Below are 19,166 nucleotides of genomic sequence, written 5' to 3'. Positions count from 1 at the left end.
TAGGGAATGAAAGCGCTTGCGTAAAGCGTGGGCTCCTGCTCAGCCTGCGACGAAGTCGCCTGCAAGGGCGCTGTCAATCAATGCAACCGTTTCGGTGAGGCCATAGAGCGCCACAAACCCGCCAAAGCGCGGACCCTGACTTGCGCCAAGAAGCACCTCATAAATGGCAGAGAACCACGCCCGCAGCGGCTCAAACCCATGGGCCTTTCCGACAGCAAACACTTCCGATTGCAAAGCCTCGGCCTCAACTGCTCCGTCCCAAGCGGCAAGCCGGTCGCGCAGGTCGGCCAGAGCGGCACGCTCCTGCTCGGTCGGCGCGCGATAGACTTTCGCAGGCTTCACGAAATCCTGGAAGTAACGCACAGCATGGCCCGCCGCGGCATCAAGGCCGGGGTGGCTGTCCGCCGTGGCGTCTGGCGCATATTTGCGGATGAAGCCCCACAGCACGTCCTTGTCCTCGGCGCTCGCAGCACTGGCGAGGTTGAGCAGCATGGAAAAGCTGATCTCCATATCACTGCCCGGCACATCGTCCGCGCCATGGATGTGGAAGGCCGGATTGCCCAGCTTGGCCTTGGCCTCCTGCTCGGGATAGGCGCGCAGGTGCTGGTGGTACTCATCCTCGGCCTTGGGGATCACATCAAAATGCAGACGCTTCGCTGTCTTGGGCTTTTGATACATGAACATCGAAAGCGACTCCGGCGACGCATAGGTCAACCAGTCTTCCATGCTCAAACCATTGCCCTTGGACTTGGAGATTTTCTGCCCCTCTTTGTCGAGGAACAGCTCATAGGTCAGCGTCTCCGGCACCGGCTCGCCCAGCGCACGGCAAATCTTGCTGGCCTGGGTGACGCTGTCGATCAGATCCTTGCCCGACATCTCGTAATCCACGCCAAGCGCGGCCCAACGCATCGCCCAATCAGGTTTCCACTGCATTTTGACATGGCCGCCCGTGACCGGGATCTCGACCTTCTCCCCGTCCGGCTCCTGATAGACAATCGTGCCTTTTTCGACATTGCGCTCCAGCGTCGGCACCTGAAGCACATGGCCCGTCTTCGGGCTGACGGGCAGGAAGGGTGAATAAGTCGCGCGCCGCTCTTCACCCAATGTCGGCAACATGATGTCGAGGATCTTGTCGAAGCGGTCCAAGGCCCGCAGCAACATCTCATCAAACTTGCCAGAAAGGTAATAGTCGGTGGACGAGGCGAACTCATACTCGAACCCATAGGAATCGAGGAACGCCATCAGCCGCGCATTGTTGTGCGCGCCAAAGCTGTCATGCGTGCCAAACGGATCACGCACCCGCGTCAGAGGCAGGTTCAGGTCCTGCGCCAGCATCTCTCCGTTCGGTACATTGGTGGGAACTTTACGCAGCCCATCCATGTCGTCGGAAAAGCAGATCAGCTTGGTGGGAATGTCAGAGATCATCTCGAACGCATTGCGCACCATCGTGGTCCGCGCGACCTCTCCGAACGTGCCGATATGGGGCAGGCCGGATGGACCATAGCCCGTCTCGAACAGCGCATATCCCTTCGCGGGCGGCCGCTTCTCAAACCGTTTGACGAGCTTGCGCGCCTCCTCGAAAGGCCAGGCTTTTGCGGTCATTGCCTCGTCGCGCATGTCAGTCATCGTCAGGTCTCCGGTTGAGAATGCGCGCACACCTATTGAGCGCTCTGGCCCGCGTCAATATATCGGGACCAACCGAGTATGAGGAGAGACCCAATGTCCGCCCAACTGACGCCACAAGACGCGCTCGTCGCAACGATGATCGCAACCTCTGCCGCCGATGGCACGCTGGAGGATGTGGAGATGGACAGCATCTCCCGCATGATTTCGGTCCTGCCGGTATTCGACGGCTATGACCCCGCCCATGTCCCCACCGTCGCCCAGATCGTCTTCGATCTCTTCGAGGATGAAGATGGCATCGACGCGCTTGTCGGCCTCGTCGGGGAAAGCCTGCCCGGTACGCTGAATGAAACCGCCTACGCGCTCGCCTGCGATGTCGCCGCCGCCGATGGCGACATCCAGATGGAGGAGCTGCGCCTGCTCGAGATTCTGCGCCACGATCTGAATGTCGATCGCCTGACCTCTGCCGCGATCGAGCGGGGCGCCCGCGCCCGCCATGCCCGCCTTCCCAAGTAAGGGCGAAGGCCGGATGCCTCCGGCGGGGATATTTTCCAGACAGATGAAAGAGCGTTTGATGAGCCTTACGATCCACCGCAACGGCGACCGACCGACCCGGTCCGCACCAGAGAAATGGTTCACCGGACAGGTCTGGATGACCCCGATCATCGAGACGCCTGCCCCGGCAGCACTGCGCACGTTGAGCGTCACCTTTACGCCCGGCGCGCGCACAGCCTGGCACACGCATCCGCTGGGTCAGACGCTTTACGTCACTGCCGGTCAGGGCCTCGTCGCGTTAGAGGGGGAAGCACCGCAGGTGATCCGCCCCGGTGACACAGTCTATATCGCCCCCGGCATTCGCCATTGGCACGGCGCAGGCCCCGACACCTCAATGACCCATATCGCCATGCAGGAAGAGCGCGACGGGGAAAGTACGGATTGGGAAGAACACGTCTCTGACGCCGACTACGGCCGTCAACCGGCCTAGCGCTGCCACGCCCCACTGGCCCGGATTGCGGTCGAGCTTTGATCGACCGTCGGTCCGGTGCGCATGACCCAGGCCGGCGCATCCATCATGGCGAGGCCCGCGGCCTGATTGTCCTCGATACGCGCATGGGCAAAGGCCTTGGCCGCCGGGGACAGCCCCGCGCGCACCTGTTCCCCCGGTCGCGCCAGCACGCCCACCGGAACCGAGCGCATGATCCCCCGCCAATTCTGCCACTTGTGGAAGGTCGCGAGGTTATCGGCCCCCATCAGCCACACAAACCGAACGCCGGGATAAAGCACCGACAACCGTTGGAGGGTCTGAGCGGTGTAACGCGTCCCAAGGCGCGCCTCGACATCCGTGACCTCGACCCGCGGATGCTGCATGATCGCCCGCGCCGCCGCCAAACGGCGCTCCAGCGCTGCGGGGGCGTCAGCCTTCAGCGGATTGCCGGGGCTTACGAGCCACCATACGCGGTCCAACCCAAACCGTCGCAGGGCCTCATGCGTGATGTGCACATGTCCCGTATGGGCCGGATCAAAAGACCCGCCCAACAGACCGACACGCAAGCCGGGTGTGGCATGTGGCAACTGGCGCAAGCGAGACCTCCCCCGGAACGGCGCGTCAGCCCTTGTCGAAACTGCGCCCTGACCTGTCAACCGTTCAACGCGGGCAAACGAGAAACTGCAGGCCCATGTCCCACGCCGCGTCAGCATCGAAATCCGCGACCAGACCCAGCTCGGGCGCCTCGCCATGGGCCAGCATCCACGCCGGATCGTGCGCAGGCACCCCCAGTGCGACAATCGGAGCACAGGCTGTCGCGAGGTCAGACCGCGCGGCAGAATAAGACGCCATCAACGCCCCCTGCTGATCACTGTCGAGCGCGCTGCGCACCGTCCCCTGCAGCGCGCTCAGCGCAGCATGGGCGCTTTCATCCACCACCCGCTCCTCATCGAAACGAGCGCGCGCCAGCGATGTGAAAAACAGCCCGATTGCGCGGTCGTAATCGTCCTCAGCCACACAGGCATAAACTCCATTCATCAAATCCGGCGGTGTCATGTCCGATGTGATGGCAACCACATCCAGACAGCCCACCTCTCGGTCAGAGGTCAGATGACCGTCGGCAAAGGCTGCCGGCGAACAGATCAGAAAGACGGTCAGGAAAAGCGGGAGGCGGGGCATGGGGCGTGGTCCTTTGAACTTCGGCACCGACCTGTCCGGTGCGCGGCCAAAAATGCAAATGCATCACAGCTTTGCCAAGTCCTGATCGTCCACCACCGGATCAAGCGCATCGCCAATCGCGATACGACCCGGCACCAACACCTCCGCGCAATAGCCGCCATGGCCGCGCATCGCGTTATATCCGCCCTCACCCAATGCCGTTTCCATGCGACTGCACGGGGCGCATACGGTGGTCAGACGGATCGTCGCCGTCCCCAGCCGCAATTCGCACCCCTTCAACGCAGTCAGATTGATGCTGGACACCACGACATTCCGGCGCAGGATCTCTGGCCCAAGCCGTTCCAACCCGCTCAATGCCGCGATCACGCCAAGATGTTCTGACTGGATCAACGTCAGCGCACGCTTGCCGGGCCGGGCATGATCGCCGGCCAGCCCAGCCAACGTGACCTCAGCCTCAAGAGCGACCGACATTTCGGACTTCCGATGCCCCCGTAAGCCGATCCACTCAATGCGACCTGTCCTCGGAAATGTTGAAGTAAGCTCGGCAAGACGGCTCATGTCATCTTCCTGTTCTGGCATGCAGCCGGGCTGTCCGGCCGCAAGGGACGAAATGGCAATACACCGCTTTCGCGAAATTCATTTCAATTTAACTACCTACTGCACTTTTGAGGATACCTGACACAAATGTATGATAAGTGACGTCCACTATGGAATCACGCCAATCCACTGTTAACACGTCTTATTCTCAGCATCGCGTCCGCTTGGACGGTGCTGCGCGATTGGCGTCCCTCTCCAAAACGCAGTTGATGGACTCCCCACCGGAAGAGGCATTCGATCGCGCAGTTCGCCTTGCGACGCGGCTTCTGGGAACGCCCGTCGGTCTCGTCTCGCTCGTCGATGGGCAGCGACAGTTTTTCAAGGCGCAAACCGGCCTGCCAGAACCTACGGCGACCGCACGCGAGACACCGCTTACCCATTCCTTCTGCCAGCATGTCGTTACTTCCGACGCCCCGTTGACCGTGCACGATGCCCGCGAGGATCCGTTGGTGCAGGACAATCTGGCCATCCGTGATCTTGGCGTGATTGCTTATCTTGGCGTGCCACTGCACGCCCCTGACGGCCAGGTATTGGGATCGTTCTGCGCCATCCAGTCAGAGCCGCGCGATTGGACGGAGGCGGAGCTTGCGACCCTTACCGATATCGCCGCCGGGATCGAGACGGAAATCAAGCTGCGCGACGAGGTCGTACGCAACGCCGATCTCGCCGAACGGGCCACCGCGGCAGAGGAAAGGTTCCGCCTCGCGCTACATGCCGGACAAGTTGGAACATATGATTTCGATCCGCGCACCCAGCAGACGCGATGGGACCAAGAGCTCTACGCAATCTGGGGTGTGGCGACTGATGTTGCGGATGTCTTTGCAGCCGTCCAGCAATCCATCCACGCAGATGACCTCCAGATGTGGGAGGCGGACGTTGCCGCCTCTCTCGACCCGGATGGAACTGGGCAGCATGACATTGAGATGCGCATTTACCGCCCCGACAGTGGTGAGATGCGTTGGATGCACGCGATGGGGCAGGCAAGCTTTGAAAACGGTATTCCAGTCCGTCTGATCGGCACCGTGCGCGACATTACCGCGCAAAAGGAAGCGGCAGAGCGGGAAAAGCTCCTCGCGCATGAGCTCAACCACCGCGTAAAAAATCTGTTCGCCGTTGTATCTGGCATGATCTCCATGACCGCGCGCAACAGCACAACACCCGATGATATGGCTACCGCACTGCGCGGTCGTGTTCAGGCTCTCTCCGCCGCCCATGCGCTGATCCAACCGGCCATATCGGGTGAACAGCTTGAGACGTCGCAAGTCACGCTCCAGACGCTGACAGCAGCGCTTCTGGAGCCGCATATGCGCGGCGCAGATGCGGTGACGCTTGCAGGCCCCGCCCTCCCCCTCGAACCGGGCACGGCTTCGAGCCTCGCGCTCGTGCTGCATGAACTGGCAACCAACGCGGCAAAATACGGTGCTTTGTCAGCATCGGAGGGCAAATTGGATGTCACCTGGGCTCTCTCGGATGATGACGGGGCCGAGGTGTTGACCTTCCAGTGGGGTGAAAACGGCGGCCCGCCCGTTGCGGCTGCGCCGACGGCAAAGGGCTTCGGATCCAAACTGATCGAAATGACGGTCAACGCGCAGATGCGCGGTCGTCTTAAATCCGATTGGGCCACGTCAGGCGTGCACCACACGCTGACCATCCCCTTCGACTACCTCCAAAAGGGCTAGGCCAGACGCGCTTTGCACACAGGCCCGGCGTGAGCACCAGGTCCTGCCAGAGTGCACACATGCCCCTCTGGCCGATTGCCCCCCCGCCACAAAAACCTTACATCTGCCCCCAAATCAGACAGTCCCCTTGCGCGGAGCATTCCCATGGCAGCCTATCAGTACGTTTACCACATGGACGGCGTGTCCAAGACCTATCCCGGCGGCAAAAAGACGTTCGAGAACATCCGCCTGTCCTTCCTGCCCGGCGTGAAGATCGGCGTTGTTGGCGTCAACGGCGCGGGTAAATCCACACTGATGAAAATCATGGCCGGTCTCGACAAGGACTTTCAGGGAGAGGCCTGGGCCGCCGAGGGGGCCAAGGTCGGCTACCTCCCGCAGGAGCCGAAGCTGGACCCAGAACTCGACGTGCGCGGCAACGTGATGCTCGGCGTGGCGGAGAAGAAGGCGATCCTCGACCGCTACAACGAACTCGCCATGAACTATTCCGAAGAGACGATGGACGAGATGACGGCCCTTCAGGACCAGATCGACGCCCAGAACCTCTGGGATCTCGACAGCCAGATCGACGTCGCGATGGAGGCCCTGCGCTGCCCGCCCGACGACGCCAAGGTCGAGAACCTGTCCGGCGGGGAGGCGCGCCGCGTCGCACTCTGCAAACTGCTGCTCGAAGCGCCCGACATGCTGCTGCTCGACGAGCCGACCAACCACCTCGACGCCGAGACGATCGCGTGGCTGCAAAACCACCTGATCGACTACAAGGGCACGATCCTGATCGTCACCCACGACCGTTACTTCCTCGACGACATCACCGGCTGGATCCTCGAACTCGACCGCGGCCGCGGCATTCCCTACGAGGGCAACTATTCCAGCTGGCTCGAGCAGAAGGCCAAGCGCCTCGAACAGGAAGCACGTGAGGACAAGACCCGCCAGAAAACCCTTGAGCGTGAGCTTGAGTGGATGCGGCAGGGTGCCAAGGCCCGTCAGGCCAAGCAGAAAGCCCGGATCGACCGCTATAACGACCTCGCCAACCAGTCCGAGCGGGAGAAGATCGGCCGCGCCCAGATCGTCATCCCCAACGGCCCGCGCCTTGGCGCGAAAGTCATCGAGGTCGAGGGCCTCAAGAAATCCTACGGCGACAAGACGCTGGTGGACGGCCTCTCCTTCTCCCTGCCGCCCGGCGGCATTGTCGGCGTGATCGGCCCGAACGGCGCGGGTAAATCCACGCTCTTCCGCATGCTCACCGGGCAGGAGCAGCCTGATGAGGGCACGGTGGAATATGGCGATACCGTCAAGCTGAGCTATGTCGATCAATCCCGCGACGCGCTTGAAGACGACAAGACCGTGTGGGAAGAGATCGCCGACGGTCAGGACGTCATCAAGCTCGGCGATGCCGAGATGAACGCCCGCGCCTATGTGGGCGCCTTCAACTTCAAGGGCGGGGACCAGCAGAAAAAGGTCTCGCTCCTGTCAGGGGGTGAGCGAAACCGCGTTCACATGGCCAAATTGCTGCGCGAAGCGGGCAACGTCCTGCTGCTCGACGAACCGACCAACGACCTCGACGTCGAAACCCTGCGCGCCCTCGAAGACGCCCTCGTCGATTTCGCAGGCTGCGCCGTGGTCATCTCCCACGACCGCTTCTTCCTCGACCGCCTGTGCACACACATCCTCGCGTTCGAGGGCGAAGCCCATGTCGAGTGGTTCGAAGGCAACTTCGAAGACTATGAAGAAGACAAGAAGCGGAGACTGGGCGCCGATGCGCTTGAGCCCAAGCGGATGAAGTTCAAGAAGTTTGTGCGGTGAGTGGCTAATGTATGGAGTTGGCATAGGTTGAAGTGAATGAAACCAGTTCTCCTATGCCGCCCATCTTGGCGCGCGACCTATCGCAGTCTTGATGAGCCATTCTATACGTCTCAAAGCTACCCATTGAAGCACGGCGTGGACATGGTCGCATTGAATATGTGGCCTTGGCCAACCGGCTTCATGGGACACATCCCGAACCGCGATCAATCTATCGACATCGGAAATCTCGGCGCGACTTCGTCAGCGGACTATATAGATGGTGTACTCGTCATCTGGTGTGCTCGGCCTAAGAACGGTAGCGAGATGGTCATCGTGGGGTTCTACGACGATGCCCGGGTATTCCGATCGCCTCAAGAGCATCCTGAACTGACGAGTGAGTTAGGCCACTCGGCAAACTACCAAGCCCAGTCCCGAAAAGCCGTTTTGATTCCAGAGAATGAGAGACACTTCACCATCCCGTCCGCTTTGACAAAGGGAAAGGTTGGCATGGGACAACGGAACATCTTTCACGGCCTTAACTCCTCGTCGAACTGGTATCGGTCTAATCTGGAAAGTCGGCCTATCGCCGATGCGCTTCGGCAACGCATCTATGACTATGTCGAAGACATGGACGCTCACCGGCTTCCTGATACCGCGCCACATGGAACTGAGTCCCGGGTAGCCAAGAAAAGCATTTCCTATGAGGGACGGGTAGACCGTAGGGTCATACTAAATGAGCGGGGATATCGTTGCGAAGCATGTGGTTGGCATGTCGCCGAAGAACATAGGGAGCGTTGGGCCTCGGGACTCGATGTTCATCACTTGCTCCCCTATTCCGCACTCGGCGAGGGCGAAGAGCGGGAAGTGGATCTGAAAGACTTTCTCGTTTTGTGTGCGCCCTGTCATCGCGCAATACACAAGCAAACTGATCATTCCGACACCAGACTAATCGCAAATGATCCGGGTCGTCCGAACCAATAGCCCGAATGCGACCAGCATCCGGGCAGCGCCCGACCTCCCCCCGGGAGGGCGCTTTTGCAACGCCTCAAACACCGGATCCGTCATTCGGGCTTGAGAAATAAAGTGCTCCGCCCAGATGTTCCGAACGCCCACCCAAGGTCGGGCGCGGCCCTACGGTTTCGACATATATCAGCAACTGTCCCGGACGTGATCCAGCGCCCGTCCGGCGCTGCGCGCGTTCTCACCTGAAACGTGCCACTGGCACGTTTCCAAGACGGCTCGAACCCTCCCCCGGGAACGGCGCTTTTGCAACGCCTCAAACACCGGAACCATCATTCGGGCTTGAGAGATAAAGTGCCCCGAACCACCCGACCAAACGCCCACCCGAGGTCGGGCGCGGCCCTCCCGTTCCGCTCCTAACCAGCGCCCGCCCCGGACCTGATCCGGGGCCGCTCCCGCGCCTTGCCCATGCGAGCCGCAAGCGTGCAACTGCTATGAGTAGAGGAGCGCCTTCATCCTGCCCCCGGCGGCGCATTTCGACGACACGTCAAGAGGCCGCACCTTCTTTCGGTTCTGGGCATAGAGTGTTCAGCACCACCCATCCAAACGCCAAGCCGCGGTCCCGGGCTGCCCGTCTATTGCGCCGCTGAACCGCACTTACACCCGCACCTGATCCGAGACCCGCCTGGCACGCCGCGCGTTCGCAACGCCCCGGCGAGCGCTCCTTCAACGTCGTGAGCCTCTGCACCACCACTCCAGATGAACACCAAACTCATGGCCCGAGCGCACCAAACACCCGCCGAAAGCAGAGCGTCACGATCCGAAACCTCAACCAAGACGACCTGCACACCGGCCCCGCCCTAGTGCTCTCTCCTATGCCTCGCCAGTTGCGCCAATCAGATGACGCCCTCAACCTGCGCCATCGGCACACAGCCGGGGCGTTGCACGGTCAGCGCAGCAGCCCTCGCCTCAATCCGGTGGCGTCGTAGTACCGCACACCATCGGTCCCAGAGGAGCCCTTGGGCCTATAAAAGCCCAACCCAGATAACTCTCAGCCTCGGCACAACTCCCCCCGCACTCTTTCACGCAGGAGGAGACCGGATGCCTACCAATCTAAATAAAGCGCCCACGACCGACCCAGACGATGCGCAAACCGAACCCATCACGGGATCGCCCCCGCCACTGAAAATCACGCTGACGATCAACCCTCAGAATTCAGCCATCACTCCCCCTCTCCAAATTGAGCGGTCAAACCGCGCTTCGATCACAGCGGATGCCCCAGAACCGTCTCATCAAGCGGACCCGTGATCAGCTTTGCTTTGCGCGACAGATAGTAGGTGCGCAGCACCGCGTTCATTCGCGCCTGATAGCCCGGCCCCATCTTGCGGAAGAAACGCGCCACATCCGCGTCTACCCGCAACGTGATCCGCGTGCGCGCGGGGCGGCATTCCACGTTCCGCTCCACATCGGCCCAATCCGCAGGAACCCATTCGCGCAGCATCTCCGCCCGTTTCAGCTCCATCGTCTGCTCACTCAACCAGAGCACCAACTCCGTCTCTGCGCGCAACTCCTCCCGTGTTTGTTTGCGTTCTGGTGGAGGTGTGTAATCAGCCATGTGAAAGTCCTAAAACCTCCTTGTGCCCGCAAAAGGTTAAGGAAGCCTTGGCATACGCAATGTGCACGCACGGTGTACGGATTGTGCACCGGCTTTCGGGGGATATGTTAACGCCATGGTCCATCGGTTAGACTGATGCGCATGAGCTATTTCGACGACTATCTGACCCGCACCGGCCTGCCGACCCTGACCCGCTGGCAGCACTATTTCGACATTTTCGATCGTGAGCTTTCGGGCCATCGCGACGCGCCCGTCTCCTTCCTCGAAATCGGTGTGTTCAAGGGAGGGTCGCTGCCGATGTGGCGCGATTTCTTCCATGAAGACAGCAGCTTAACTTTCGTCGACATTGACGAAGCGTGCCGCAAGCTGCAGATCGACGGTACGACAGTTGAAATCGGCCACCAGGCCGACCCGGCCTTTGTTGCGCAGCTCGCCCGAACTCACGGCCCGTTTGATATCGTCATTGACGACGGCAGCCATATTAACCACCATCAGATCGCGAGTTTCGAACTTTTCTGGCCCCATATGCGCGACGGAAGCCTCTATATCGTCGAGGATTGCCACACGAGTTATTGGCCCGGTTTTGGCGGTGGGTATCGCAATGAGGCGAGCTTTATTGAATACGCTAAGCGGCTGATAGATAAGATGCATTCCTGGTATACCGATCAGGACAAGCTCTTTGGCTTCAGCGAGCTGGCCCGTCAGATCGGCAGTATCCGCTTCTACGACTCCGTGGTTGTGATCGAAAAGCAGCTGAAGACCGGACGCCCGACCACGCTGACCTTCGAGAACGGAAAGGTAGCGCTTTCCGAGAAGGCGCTCGACATTCGCGGTCGGCAATCGGTTTTCAAGGGACGCGACGGCGCGTGAGACTTGCCTTATTGCCCGCATGCGACATGATTTAGCGCAACGCGACTGGAGCCGTGTCCGCGCCGCTCTGCGCATCAGAGACAGGAAAAGGAGGTTGCCTTGCGCCTTGCCCTAACCCTCACCGCTGCAATCGCCCTCGCCGGCTGCGCGACAACGTTCGAAGTGCCCGATGCGCCGGTCGCAAATCTGCCCGACAGCGCGGCACCGGCGGCCAATCGCTCGGTCTCGGCCGGAGAGCAAATGATGCAACGCGTGGCCACGCGGATCGAGCCTATTGCTGAGGATGTTTGTCGTCAGGAAACCGGCCAGACACGCGGATGCGATTTCGTGCTTCAGATCGACCGAAGCGGTGGCGCGCCGAATGCGTTCCAGACGATTGGCAGCGACGGTCGTCCGCTGATCGTCTTCAACGAGGCAATGTTGCGGACCATCCGCAACGACAACGAGATCGCCTTCATCATGGGGCATGAGGCCGGACACCAGATCGCAGGGCACCTGGCGCGGCGGCAGAGCCAGGTTGGTCTGGGCGGACTTGCCGGGGCAATTCTGGGTGGCGTCATCGGGCTCGATCAGCAGCAATCGGCAGAGATCGGCGCCCAGATCGGCGGGCGGGCCTATTCGCAGTCGTTCGAGTTGGAGGCCGACGTGCTGGGCACCTATATTGCCGAGCGTGCAGGCTATGACCCGGTTGACGGCGCGGCCAGCTTTTCGCGGTTCCGCGGATCCAATTCGGTCCTGTCCACACACCCGCCGGGTCAGCAGCGCTATTCCACAGTTGTGGCGACGGCACAGCGGATTGCCGCACAGCGGGCTCAGGGTTTGACGCCGACAATCCCACGGAACTGATGGCGGGTGGGGTTGAAGGACCGGCCCTCAACCCCTTACCTGCACATCAACGCAATCGGAATGGAGGGCAGAACATGTCACTTCGCATCAATGATACCGCACCGGATTTCACGGCAGAGACCACTGAAGGGGAAATGAATTTCCACGAGTGGATCGGTGACGGCTATGCGGTTCTTTTCAGCCACCCGAAGGATTTCACCCCGGTCTGCACGACTGAGCTGGGCACGATGGCGGGCATGATCGACGCCTTCGAAAAGCGCAATACCAAGGTCGTGGGCATCTCGGTCGATCCGGTCTCTGACCACCTGAAGTGGAAGGCCGATATCGAGGCGGTTTCGGGCAACACGGTCGACTATCCGATGATCGGTGATCCCGACATGAAGGTGGCCAAAGCGTTCGACATGTTGCCCGCGGAAGAGACAGAAACGGAAGGCCGTACTGCGGCAAGCAACGCGACCGTCCGCTCGGTCTTCGTGGTCGGGCCGGACAAGAAGATCAAACTGTCCCTGACCTATCCGATGACCACAGGTCGTAACTTTGACGAGATCTTGCGCGCCATCGACTCCATCCAGTTGACCGCGAACCACAAGGTCGCGACACCTGCGAACTGGTCCCAGGGTGAAGACGTCATCATCACGCCTGCCGTGAGCGATGAGGAAGCGACAGAGAAGTTTGGCACCTTCGAAAAGGTCCTGCCCTATCTGCGCAAAACCCGTCAGCCAGACTGATCTCTTAAAGTATTTTAAACTTTTGACGGCCCTGCATGAACCATGCGGGGCCGTTTTGCGTTGGCCTCGAAAGGAGCAGAATGAAATCTTTTCGAGGTGATGATGCCTTATCTTGTCAACACAAGCGCACCGGTGTTGGTAACCGGTGCATCCGGCTATGTCGCCGGCTGGATCGTCAAGAAATTGCTAGAGCGTGGCGCAACCGTTCATGGCGCAGTGCGCGATCCCAAAGATGAAGCGAAGGTCGGACATCTGCGCACGATGGCCGAAAACAGCCCCGGTGGCCTCAAACTTTTCAAGGCCGACCTGCTAGAGCCGGGGTCTTACCGCCCCGCCATGCGAGGCTGCGCGACCGTGTTTCACACAGCATCCCCATTCAAGACGGATGTGAATGACCCCCAGGCCGATCTGGTCGATCCCGCGCTGGAGGGTACGCGGAACGTCCTGCAAAGCGTCAACGACACCGAAACGGTATCGAAAGTGGTGCTGACCAGTTCGTGTGCTGCCATCTATGGCGATGCAGCCGATTGCGCGGATGCGCCCGGTGGACGTCTTGATGAGAGTGTGTGGAACACAACCTCTTCGCTGGACTATCAGCCCTATTCATTCTCAAAAACCGTGGCCGAGCGGGAAGCATGGCGTATTGCCGACGCTCAATCCCGGTGGAAGATGGTCGCGGTGAACCCGTCCCTCGTCATCGGTCCCGCGACACAGAATGCGCCGACATCGGAAAGCTTTTCCATCATGCAGCAGATGGGCAATGGAACGATGAAAGCCGGGGCACCGCGTATCGGTCTTGGCGTCGTGGATGTCCGTGATCTGGCCGATGCCCATCTTCATGCTGCCTTCGATCCGGCCGCAGAGGGCCGCAATATCATCTCTGGCCATGAAACGGATCTGGTTGAGATGGCAAAGACCTTGCAGCCGACATTCGGCAGTCACTACCCGCTTCCGACGCGGGCGCTGCCGAAATCGCTTGTCTGGCTTCTTGGGCCGATGTTGGGGGGGCTGAGGAGGAAATTCGTGAGCCGAAACGTCAATGTGAAATGGCGTGCCGACAACAGTAAGGCAACGCGCTCTCTCGGCCTGACCTATCGACCACTCGACGTCTCTATGAATGAGATGTTCGGGCAGATGGTGAAGGTTGGCGCATTCGACGATTGAAGAGAAAAGGGCCGCAGCGGGGGCATGCAGGCGGCCCTTTCCCTGATCAGCAGCCTTTGGCTGCTGCCACGGCCTGCGCAGCCTGAAGCTGTGCCGCCTGTGTCTGGGAGACCTGCGTCTGCGCGTTCAGGACCGTTGCCGCCTGTGCGCCACGGCCACCGCCCAGACCAAACACGCCCGCAACGCTGGCAAGGCCGGCCAGACCGGATGCAGCCTGCGACGGCTGAAGCGTTGAGATCAGCGTGTTCAGCTCGCTACAGGAATAGCCCTGATAGGTTGCAGTGAAGGCGTTTGCGGCGACCGGGGCTGCGGCACCGGCTGCAATGGCATTGGTTGCATTGAGCGCGGCAACATTCGCCGCCGTGTTGGAAGAGAGGCCACCTTGGGCAAGTGCCTGAGCAGCGGCAGCTTGGACAACGGCATTGCCTGTCGCGTTGCTGGAAGCGGTGTTGCCCATGCAACCGGACAAGATGACAGCAGACGCAGAGAGGGCGATAAGGGAACGGGTGAGCATTATGCTAACTCCTGATTTTCAAACATATTTGGTCAGAACAGCACGTGGTTGCCCCTGCGACCTGTGCACGCTCTGACGCTGTTATGCCCCCGCCCGCGCACTATGTGCTTCACCCCACGGGGTGAAAGGGTACATTTTTCTTTATCAGAAGATAAAAATACTATGGTCGCGGGCGGTCTGGCCTGACAGGTATCGGGAAGATTTCTCGAAAGCGCCCGACATGCCCCGTCCTTCACCCGCACACGCCCCGCTCGGATATACCGGCTTCGTTGTTATCATCGCGGCTTTGATGGCACTGAACGCGATGGCGATCGACATCATGCTGCCTGCGCTGCCCGATCTCGCACGCGAATTTGATCTCGACGATCCAAATACCGCGCAGACCGTGATCTCCAGCTATCTGCTCGGGTTTGGTATCTCGCAGCTTTTCGTGGGTGTGCTGGCGGACCGCTTCGGGCGCAAACCGATCCTGCTCGGCGGGTTGTTCATCTACATTGTCGGAGCGCTGATCTCGCTCTCGACCCAAAGTTTCGAGGCGCTGCTCATCGCACGTGTGATTATGGGAGCGGGCTCCGCTGCACCACGGACCATTGCGAATGCGGTTGCGCGCGATTGCTACACGGGCCGGGACATGGCGCAGGTCATGTCCATCGCAATGATGGTCTTCATGGCCGCCCCTGTTCTGGCGCCCAGTATCGGCCAACTGATCCTTTTCGTGGCCCCCTGGCAGGCGACACTGGCAGTGCTTGCCGGATATGGCGTTCTGATGAGCCTTGTCTGCTGGCGCCTTTTGCCAGAAACGCTGGCACCCGAGCATCGCCGCCCTCTGCGCCTTGGGCCCATTGCGACCGGCTTTGCAACGGTTCTGCGCAACGGGCAGGCGATGGGCTATGCGCTGTGCTCTGGCCTGTTCATGGGGGCGATGTTCGGCTTTGTAAATTCTGCCCAGCAGGTTCTGGGAGAGCATTTCGGACTTGGGCCCTGGTTTCCGGCGATTTTCGCGATGATCGCTTTTGCAGTCGCCATCTCGTCCTTCGTGAACGCCCGTTTGGTGGGGCGGCTCGGTATGCGGTTCCTATCGCATGGCGCGGTCTGCATCTATGTCGCGCTGTCATTGGCGATGGTACTGCTTGGGGCCGACATGCCCCTGATCGCGTTCATCGTGCTGCTGGCCGGCAGCATGTTCATCGTCGGCATGACCTTCGCCAACTTCAATGCCATCGCGATGGAGCCCCTGGGTGAGGTGGCCGGAATTGCCTCGTCAGTGATCGGCGCGATTACGGTTCTGATCGGCGCCGGTCTGGGGTTTTTGATTGGTCAAGCCTATGACGGAACACCGCTTCCCATGGCCATCGGGTTCCTTGGTGCGGGGGTCGGAACGCTGATTGTTCTGCTGCTGACTGAACGCGGACGGCTCTTCGCGCGTTAGGATGTCGCGGACCTGTTGTCCGCAGGCAGGTCGCAACGCATCCGGCGCAGCGGTCCTGCCCGAAAGGAGGACCCGATGTCCAAGCCCGTCTCAGACAGCTGTCTGGTTGCAAAACTGTCTCACTACATTCCACTGAGCGATGGTGATCGCAGGCATCTTGCACGGATGGAAGAAACCGAGGTCAGCGTCGATCCGCAAAAGGATCTTTATGAGCGCGGCGATCCGCTGAGCGAGCTTTGCGTCGTGAAATCCGGCTGGCTGTACTCCTATCTGGATCTGCCCGATGGACGGCGCCAGATCGTCGACATTCACCACCCTGGCGACATGATCGGGCTGGCAGATATCGCCTATCCTGCGGCCACGACCAGCTTGCGCAGTTGTACATCCTGTGTCCTGTGCCCCTTCCCGCGCACGGCCATGGAAGACGTCCTGACCAGTTCCCCGCGTCTGGCCGCACTGTTCTTCAGCATCGCCGCACGCAGTCAGACCGTTTTGATCGACACGTTGCGGGCGAATGGCCGAATGAACGCGCGCGAGCGGCTGACCTTCCTGCTTCTCAGCCTGCTGACGCGACTGCGGATCACGAACCCCGAGATGGGAGACGTGTTTCGCCTGCCGTTGAGCCAGCAAGAGATTGGCGACTTCCTTGGCCTGACGAACGTGTCTGTTTCAAAGGCATTCACGGGATTGGAAAAAGAAGGGCACATTCGCCGCTTTGATCGGCAGGTCGAAGTCCTGAGCGAGCGTTATCTTGCCGATCTGATTGACTTCGACGACCGGCACACCAGCATTGACACGAATTGGTATCCATCATCAGAGATGGACAGGTTGACCTTCGCACGCGCCTGAAGGCAAACACTGTCGCTGATGACAAAAGGAAGACAGGCATGATTGCTCTTCGCTGGGCTTTGGGCTGCATTTTCGCGCTCTGCTTTTCGATTACGACCGCCTTTGCACAGGACGCGGCACCGGCAGAAGAAAACACGACAGGCGCTGCCGTTGATACGATTGTTGAGCTTCTGTCCAACCCGGAAGTGGCCACTGAGTTGGCCCAACGGTTGGGCGGTGTGGTTGTGGAGGGCGCAGAGGATGCCACCGATTCGGCGGAAGACGCTCCGGCCACGACAATCAGCATCGGTCGCTCTATCGCGTTGACCACCTCGGAGGTCGCGATGCAGACGGCAGAAACCGTCGAGCGGTATTGGATTGGCCTGTCGCAGTTGCCGCGTGTCTTTACCCGTGCGGCGAATGCTGTCGATGGCAACCTGCTGATGGACGTTCTGAAATCCCTCGGCATCGTTATCGTTGTCACCTACGGCGTTTACCTGTCGCTGAAATTCCTTGCCCGTGGCTTGCACGACCGCATTGGTCGGATCGCGACGAATTACGGTTTTTCCATCACATTGCTGTTGCTCCTCGGCTCTCTTGCAATTGATGCGGTGATCGTCGCCCTCGCCGCCGCAGGGGGCTATGCGGCGACGATTTACCTGTCGAGCGATGGGGTGCTGGATGTAACCAAATCGCTCTACCTCAATGCGTTTGTGGTGGTGCAGATCAGCAAGATCGTGGCGCGGGCAATCCTCGCCCCGCGGGTTCCCGCGCTTCGCCTGACACGTCTGCCGGACAATGCCGCGGCAATCTTGTCAGGCTGGCTGGTCCGCTCAATCATGGTGGTCGGGTACGGACATCTGCTAGCAGTCCCGATCATTAATCGCGGCGTCTCGATCCTGACAGGGAATGCGGTTGGCACGTTGCTCAGCATCATCGTGGTGCTCTATGCGATCTTCATGTTGCTGCGCTATCGCAAGCGCGCGACCAATTACCTGTTTAATGAACCGGACAACCGCACACGGTTCCGCGACCGTGTGGGTGGCTTGCTTTGGATTCCAATCCTGCTCTACCTTCTGGGCCTGCTGGCCGTTGTCGCGACGCGCCCCGCTGGGGTTCTGCTGCCGCTGTTGCAGACAACCGGTATCATCGTTGCAGCTGCTGCCATTGCATCACTGATCGTTCGCATCCTGAGCGACGTGATCAGCTCAGGCATCTCTTTGCCCGACTCCGCAACCGAGCGGTTCCCGTTGCTCGAAGCACGGCTGAACGGGGTTATCCCGCGTGCGCTTATGATTATCAGATTGCTGGTCGTGGCTGGCGTCATCGCCGTTGTGCTGGATCTGACTGGTATCGCCGATATCAGTGGCTGGATCACGTCTGACCGTGGATTGCGGGTGCTTGGGATTGTGGCCACGGTGACAATCATCGTGATCTTCACACTCGCCATCTGGATCGTCTTCAGTTCCTGGGTGGAATACCGGTTGAACCCCAATTTCGGCTCGGTCCCAACAGCGCGAGAGCGGACCTTGCTCAGCCTCTTGCGCAATGCGTTTGCGATCGCTCTGTTGGCCATCACGGCGATGATCGTGCTTAGCGAATTGGGACTGAACATCGGCCCTCTGATCGCCTCCGCCGGTGTGCTGGGTCTGGCTATTGGCTTTGGCGCGCAGAAGATGGTGCAGGACGTTATCACGGGCGTCTTCATCCAGTTTGAAAACGCAATCAATGTGGGCGATGTCATCTCTGTCGGTGGGATCACCGGAGCGGTTGAGAAGCTGACCGTGCGCTCTGTCTCGATCCGCGATTTGCACGGTGTGTTCCACATCATCCCCTTCTCGTCCGTCGATCTGGTCTCGAACTACATGCGGGAGTTTTCCTATTTCGTCTGCGACATGGGCGTTGCCTATCGGGAGGATATTTCCGAGGGCAAGCAAGCCATGTTCGACGCGTTTGACGAGTTGAAAGCCAGTGAGGCTGGCATGAACATTCTGGGTGAGTTCGAATGGTTCGGCCTCAATACCTTCGGCGACAGTGCCATCGTCCTGCGTGCGCGGATCAAGACGCTTCCCGGTCAACAATGGGGGATCGGACGCGCCTATAACGAGATCATCAAGCGTCTGTTTGACGAGCGCGGTATCGAGATTCCGTTCCCGCACCAGACGATCTATTTTGGTGAGGACAAGAACGGCAACGCGCCGCCCCTGCACCTACGCTCTGCATCTGAGGATGAGGCCCCCCTGCCTGAACCGACCCTTGTTGTCGAGGAGGTTCCGGCCGCAGGTGACGACGAGGATCGCGTGACCGATGGCAAGAAAGCGATGCCCTCGCCAGATGGAGACTAAGGCCGCCCGCCCTTGTTATTGAGAA

Annotated in this window: 18 protein-coding genes; 12 read left to right on the top strand and 6 right to left on the bottom strand. The window is 60.1% G+C overall.

Features of this window, described 5'->3' with window-relative positions:
* Positions 1-39: 39 nt before the first annotated feature.
* Positions 40-1,626 carry a lysine--tRNA ligase gene (locus tag POI8812_RS15080; protein ID WP_108783438.1) on the bottom strand — a complete coding sequence of 529 codons (1,587 nt, stop codon included), beginning with the start codon at positions 1,624-1,626 and terminating at the stop codon, positions 40-42.
* A gap of 93 nt (positions 1,627-1,719) precedes the next feature.
* Here POI8812_RS15080 and POI8812_RS15075 point away from each other — a divergent pair, with 93 nt between their 5' ends.
* Entirely contained in the window at positions 1,720-2,139 is a 420-nt protein-coding gene (locus tag POI8812_RS15075) for a tellurite resistance TerB family protein (protein ID WP_245895441.1), read from the top strand.
* A 58-nt stretch (positions 2,140-2,197) separates the two neighbouring features.
* Positions 2,198-2,608 (top strand): (R)-mandelonitrile lyase, encoded by a 411-nt coding sequence (locus POI8812_RS15070; RefSeq protein ID WP_108783436.1) that lies wholly within the window; start codon positions 2,198-2,200, stop codon positions 2,606-2,608.
* Here the strand turns inward: POI8812_RS15070 and POI8812_RS15065 are convergent.
* The 3 genes from POI8812_RS15065 to POI8812_RS15055 all read right to left on the bottom strand — a co-directional run bounded on the left by POI8812_RS15065 (position 2,605) and on the right by POI8812_RS15055 (position 4,345).
* Positions 2,605-3,204 (bottom strand): nicotinate-nucleotide adenylyltransferase, encoded by a 600-nt coding sequence (locus tag POI8812_RS15065; RefSeq protein WP_245895440.1) that lies wholly within the window; start codon positions 3,202-3,204, stop codon positions 2,605-2,607. The two genes, POI8812_RS15070 and POI8812_RS15065, sit on opposite strands and share 4 nt — an antisense overlap.
* A gap of 64 nt (positions 3,205-3,268) precedes the next feature.
* Positions 3,269-3,787 (bottom strand): hypothetical protein, encoded by a 519-nt coding sequence (locus tag POI8812_RS15060; RefSeq protein ID WP_108783434.1) that lies wholly within the window; start codon positions 3,785-3,787, stop codon positions 3,269-3,271.
* Between the two features lie 63 nt (positions 3,788-3,850).
* Positions 3,851-4,345: an MOSC domain-containing protein gene (locus tag POI8812_RS15055; protein WP_108783773.1), complete on the bottom strand. Its 495-nt coding sequence runs from the start codon at positions 4,343-4,345 to the stop codon at positions 3,851-3,853.
* Between the two features lie 248 nt (positions 4,346-4,593).
* Here POI8812_RS15055 and POI8812_RS15050 point away from each other — a divergent pair, with 248 nt between their 5' ends.
* From POI8812_RS15050 to POI8812_RS15040, 3 genes are all read left to right on the top strand, one after another.
* Entirely contained in the window at positions 4,594-6,063 is a 1,470-nt protein-coding gene (locus POI8812_RS15050) for a GAF domain-containing protein (protein ID WP_181377207.1), read from the top strand.
* Positions 6,064-6,207: 144 nt separating this feature from the next.
* The gene (gene ettA, locus POI8812_RS15045; RefSeq protein ID WP_108783432.1) at positions 6,208-7,863 is read left to right on the top strand and encodes an energy-dependent translational throttle protein EttA; all 1,656 of its coding nucleotides are present in this window, start codon (positions 6,208-6,210) and stop codon (positions 7,861-7,863) included.
* Positions 7,864-7,899: 36 nt separating this feature from the next.
* Entirely contained in the window at positions 7,900-8,823 is a 924-nt protein-coding gene (locus tag POI8812_RS15040) for an HNH endonuclease (protein WP_146186182.1), read from the top strand.
* Positions 8,824-10,066: 1,243 nt separating this feature from the next.
* Here POI8812_RS15040 and POI8812_RS15035 read toward each other — a convergent pair.
* On the bottom strand, positions 10,067-10,417 hold the full coding sequence (locus POI8812_RS15035; RefSeq protein ID WP_211310413.1) for a BrnA antitoxin family protein: 351 nt from the start codon (positions 10,415-10,417) through the stop codon (positions 10,067-10,069).
* A gap of 141 nt (positions 10,418-10,558) precedes the next feature.
* On the opposite strand from POI8812_RS15035, the gene POI8812_RS15030 reads away from it, so the two are divergent.
* The 4 genes from POI8812_RS15030 to POI8812_RS15015 all read left to right on the top strand — a co-directional run bounded on the left by POI8812_RS15030 (position 10,559) and on the right by POI8812_RS15015 (position 14,025).
* Positions 10,559-11,287, top strand: a complete 729-nt coding sequence (locus tag POI8812_RS15030; RefSeq protein WP_245895439.1) for a class I SAM-dependent methyltransferase — start codon at positions 10,559-10,561, stop codon at positions 11,285-11,287.
* Between the two features lie 99 nt (positions 11,288-11,386).
* Positions 11,387-12,133 (top strand): M48 family metalloprotease, encoded by a 747-nt coding sequence (locus POI8812_RS15025; protein ID WP_108783429.1) that lies wholly within the window; start codon positions 11,387-11,389, stop codon positions 12,131-12,133.
* A 74-nt stretch (positions 12,134-12,207) separates the two neighbouring features.
* Complete coding sequence (locus POI8812_RS15020; RefSeq protein WP_108783428.1) at positions 12,208-12,861, top strand: peroxiredoxin; 654 nt, start codon at positions 12,208-12,210, stop codon at positions 12,859-12,861.
* A 102-nt stretch (positions 12,862-12,963) separates the two neighbouring features.
* Entirely contained in the window at positions 12,964-14,025 is a 1,062-nt protein-coding gene (locus POI8812_RS15015) for an NAD-dependent epimerase/dehydratase family protein (protein WP_211310412.1), read from the top strand.
* Positions 14,026-14,071: 46 nt separating this feature from the next.
* Here the strand turns inward: POI8812_RS15015 and POI8812_RS15010 are convergent, their stop codons facing one another.
* Positions 14,072-14,539 carry a hypothetical protein gene (locus tag POI8812_RS15010; RefSeq protein WP_108783426.1) on the bottom strand — a complete coding sequence of 156 codons (468 nt, stop codon included), beginning with the start codon at positions 14,537-14,539 and terminating at the stop codon, positions 14,072-14,074.
* Positions 14,540-14,759: 220 nt separating this feature from the next.
* On the opposite strand from POI8812_RS15010, the gene POI8812_RS15005 reads away from it, so the two are divergent.
* The 3 genes from POI8812_RS15005 to POI8812_RS14995 all read left to right on the top strand — a co-directional run bounded on the left by POI8812_RS15005 (position 14,760) and on the right by POI8812_RS14995 (position 19,141).
* On the top strand, positions 14,760-15,968 hold the full coding sequence (locus tag POI8812_RS15005) for a multidrug effflux MFS transporter (protein WP_108783425.1): 1,209 nt from the start codon (positions 14,760-14,762) through the stop codon (positions 15,966-15,968).
* A gap of 75 nt (positions 15,969-16,043) precedes the next feature.
* On the top strand, positions 16,044-16,817 hold the full coding sequence (locus POI8812_RS15000; RefSeq protein ID WP_108783424.1) for a Crp/Fnr family transcriptional regulator: 774 nt from the start codon (positions 16,044-16,046) through the stop codon (positions 16,815-16,817).
* A 38-nt stretch (positions 16,818-16,855) separates the two neighbouring features.
* On the top strand, positions 16,856-19,141 hold the full coding sequence (locus POI8812_RS14995) for a mechanosensitive ion channel domain-containing protein (RefSeq protein WP_108783423.1): 2,286 nt from the start codon (positions 16,856-16,858) through the stop codon (positions 19,139-19,141).
* Positions 19,142-19,166: the final 25 nt, after the last annotated feature.

This window comes from Pontivivens insulae, assembly GCF_900302495.1.
Taxonomy (GTDB): domain Bacteria; phylum Pseudomonadota; class Alphaproteobacteria; order Rhodobacterales; family Rhodobacteraceae; genus Pontivivens; species Pontivivens insulae.
Note: the sequence above shows the minus strand (reverse complement) of the source record. Positions and strands in the feature narration are given on the sequence as shown.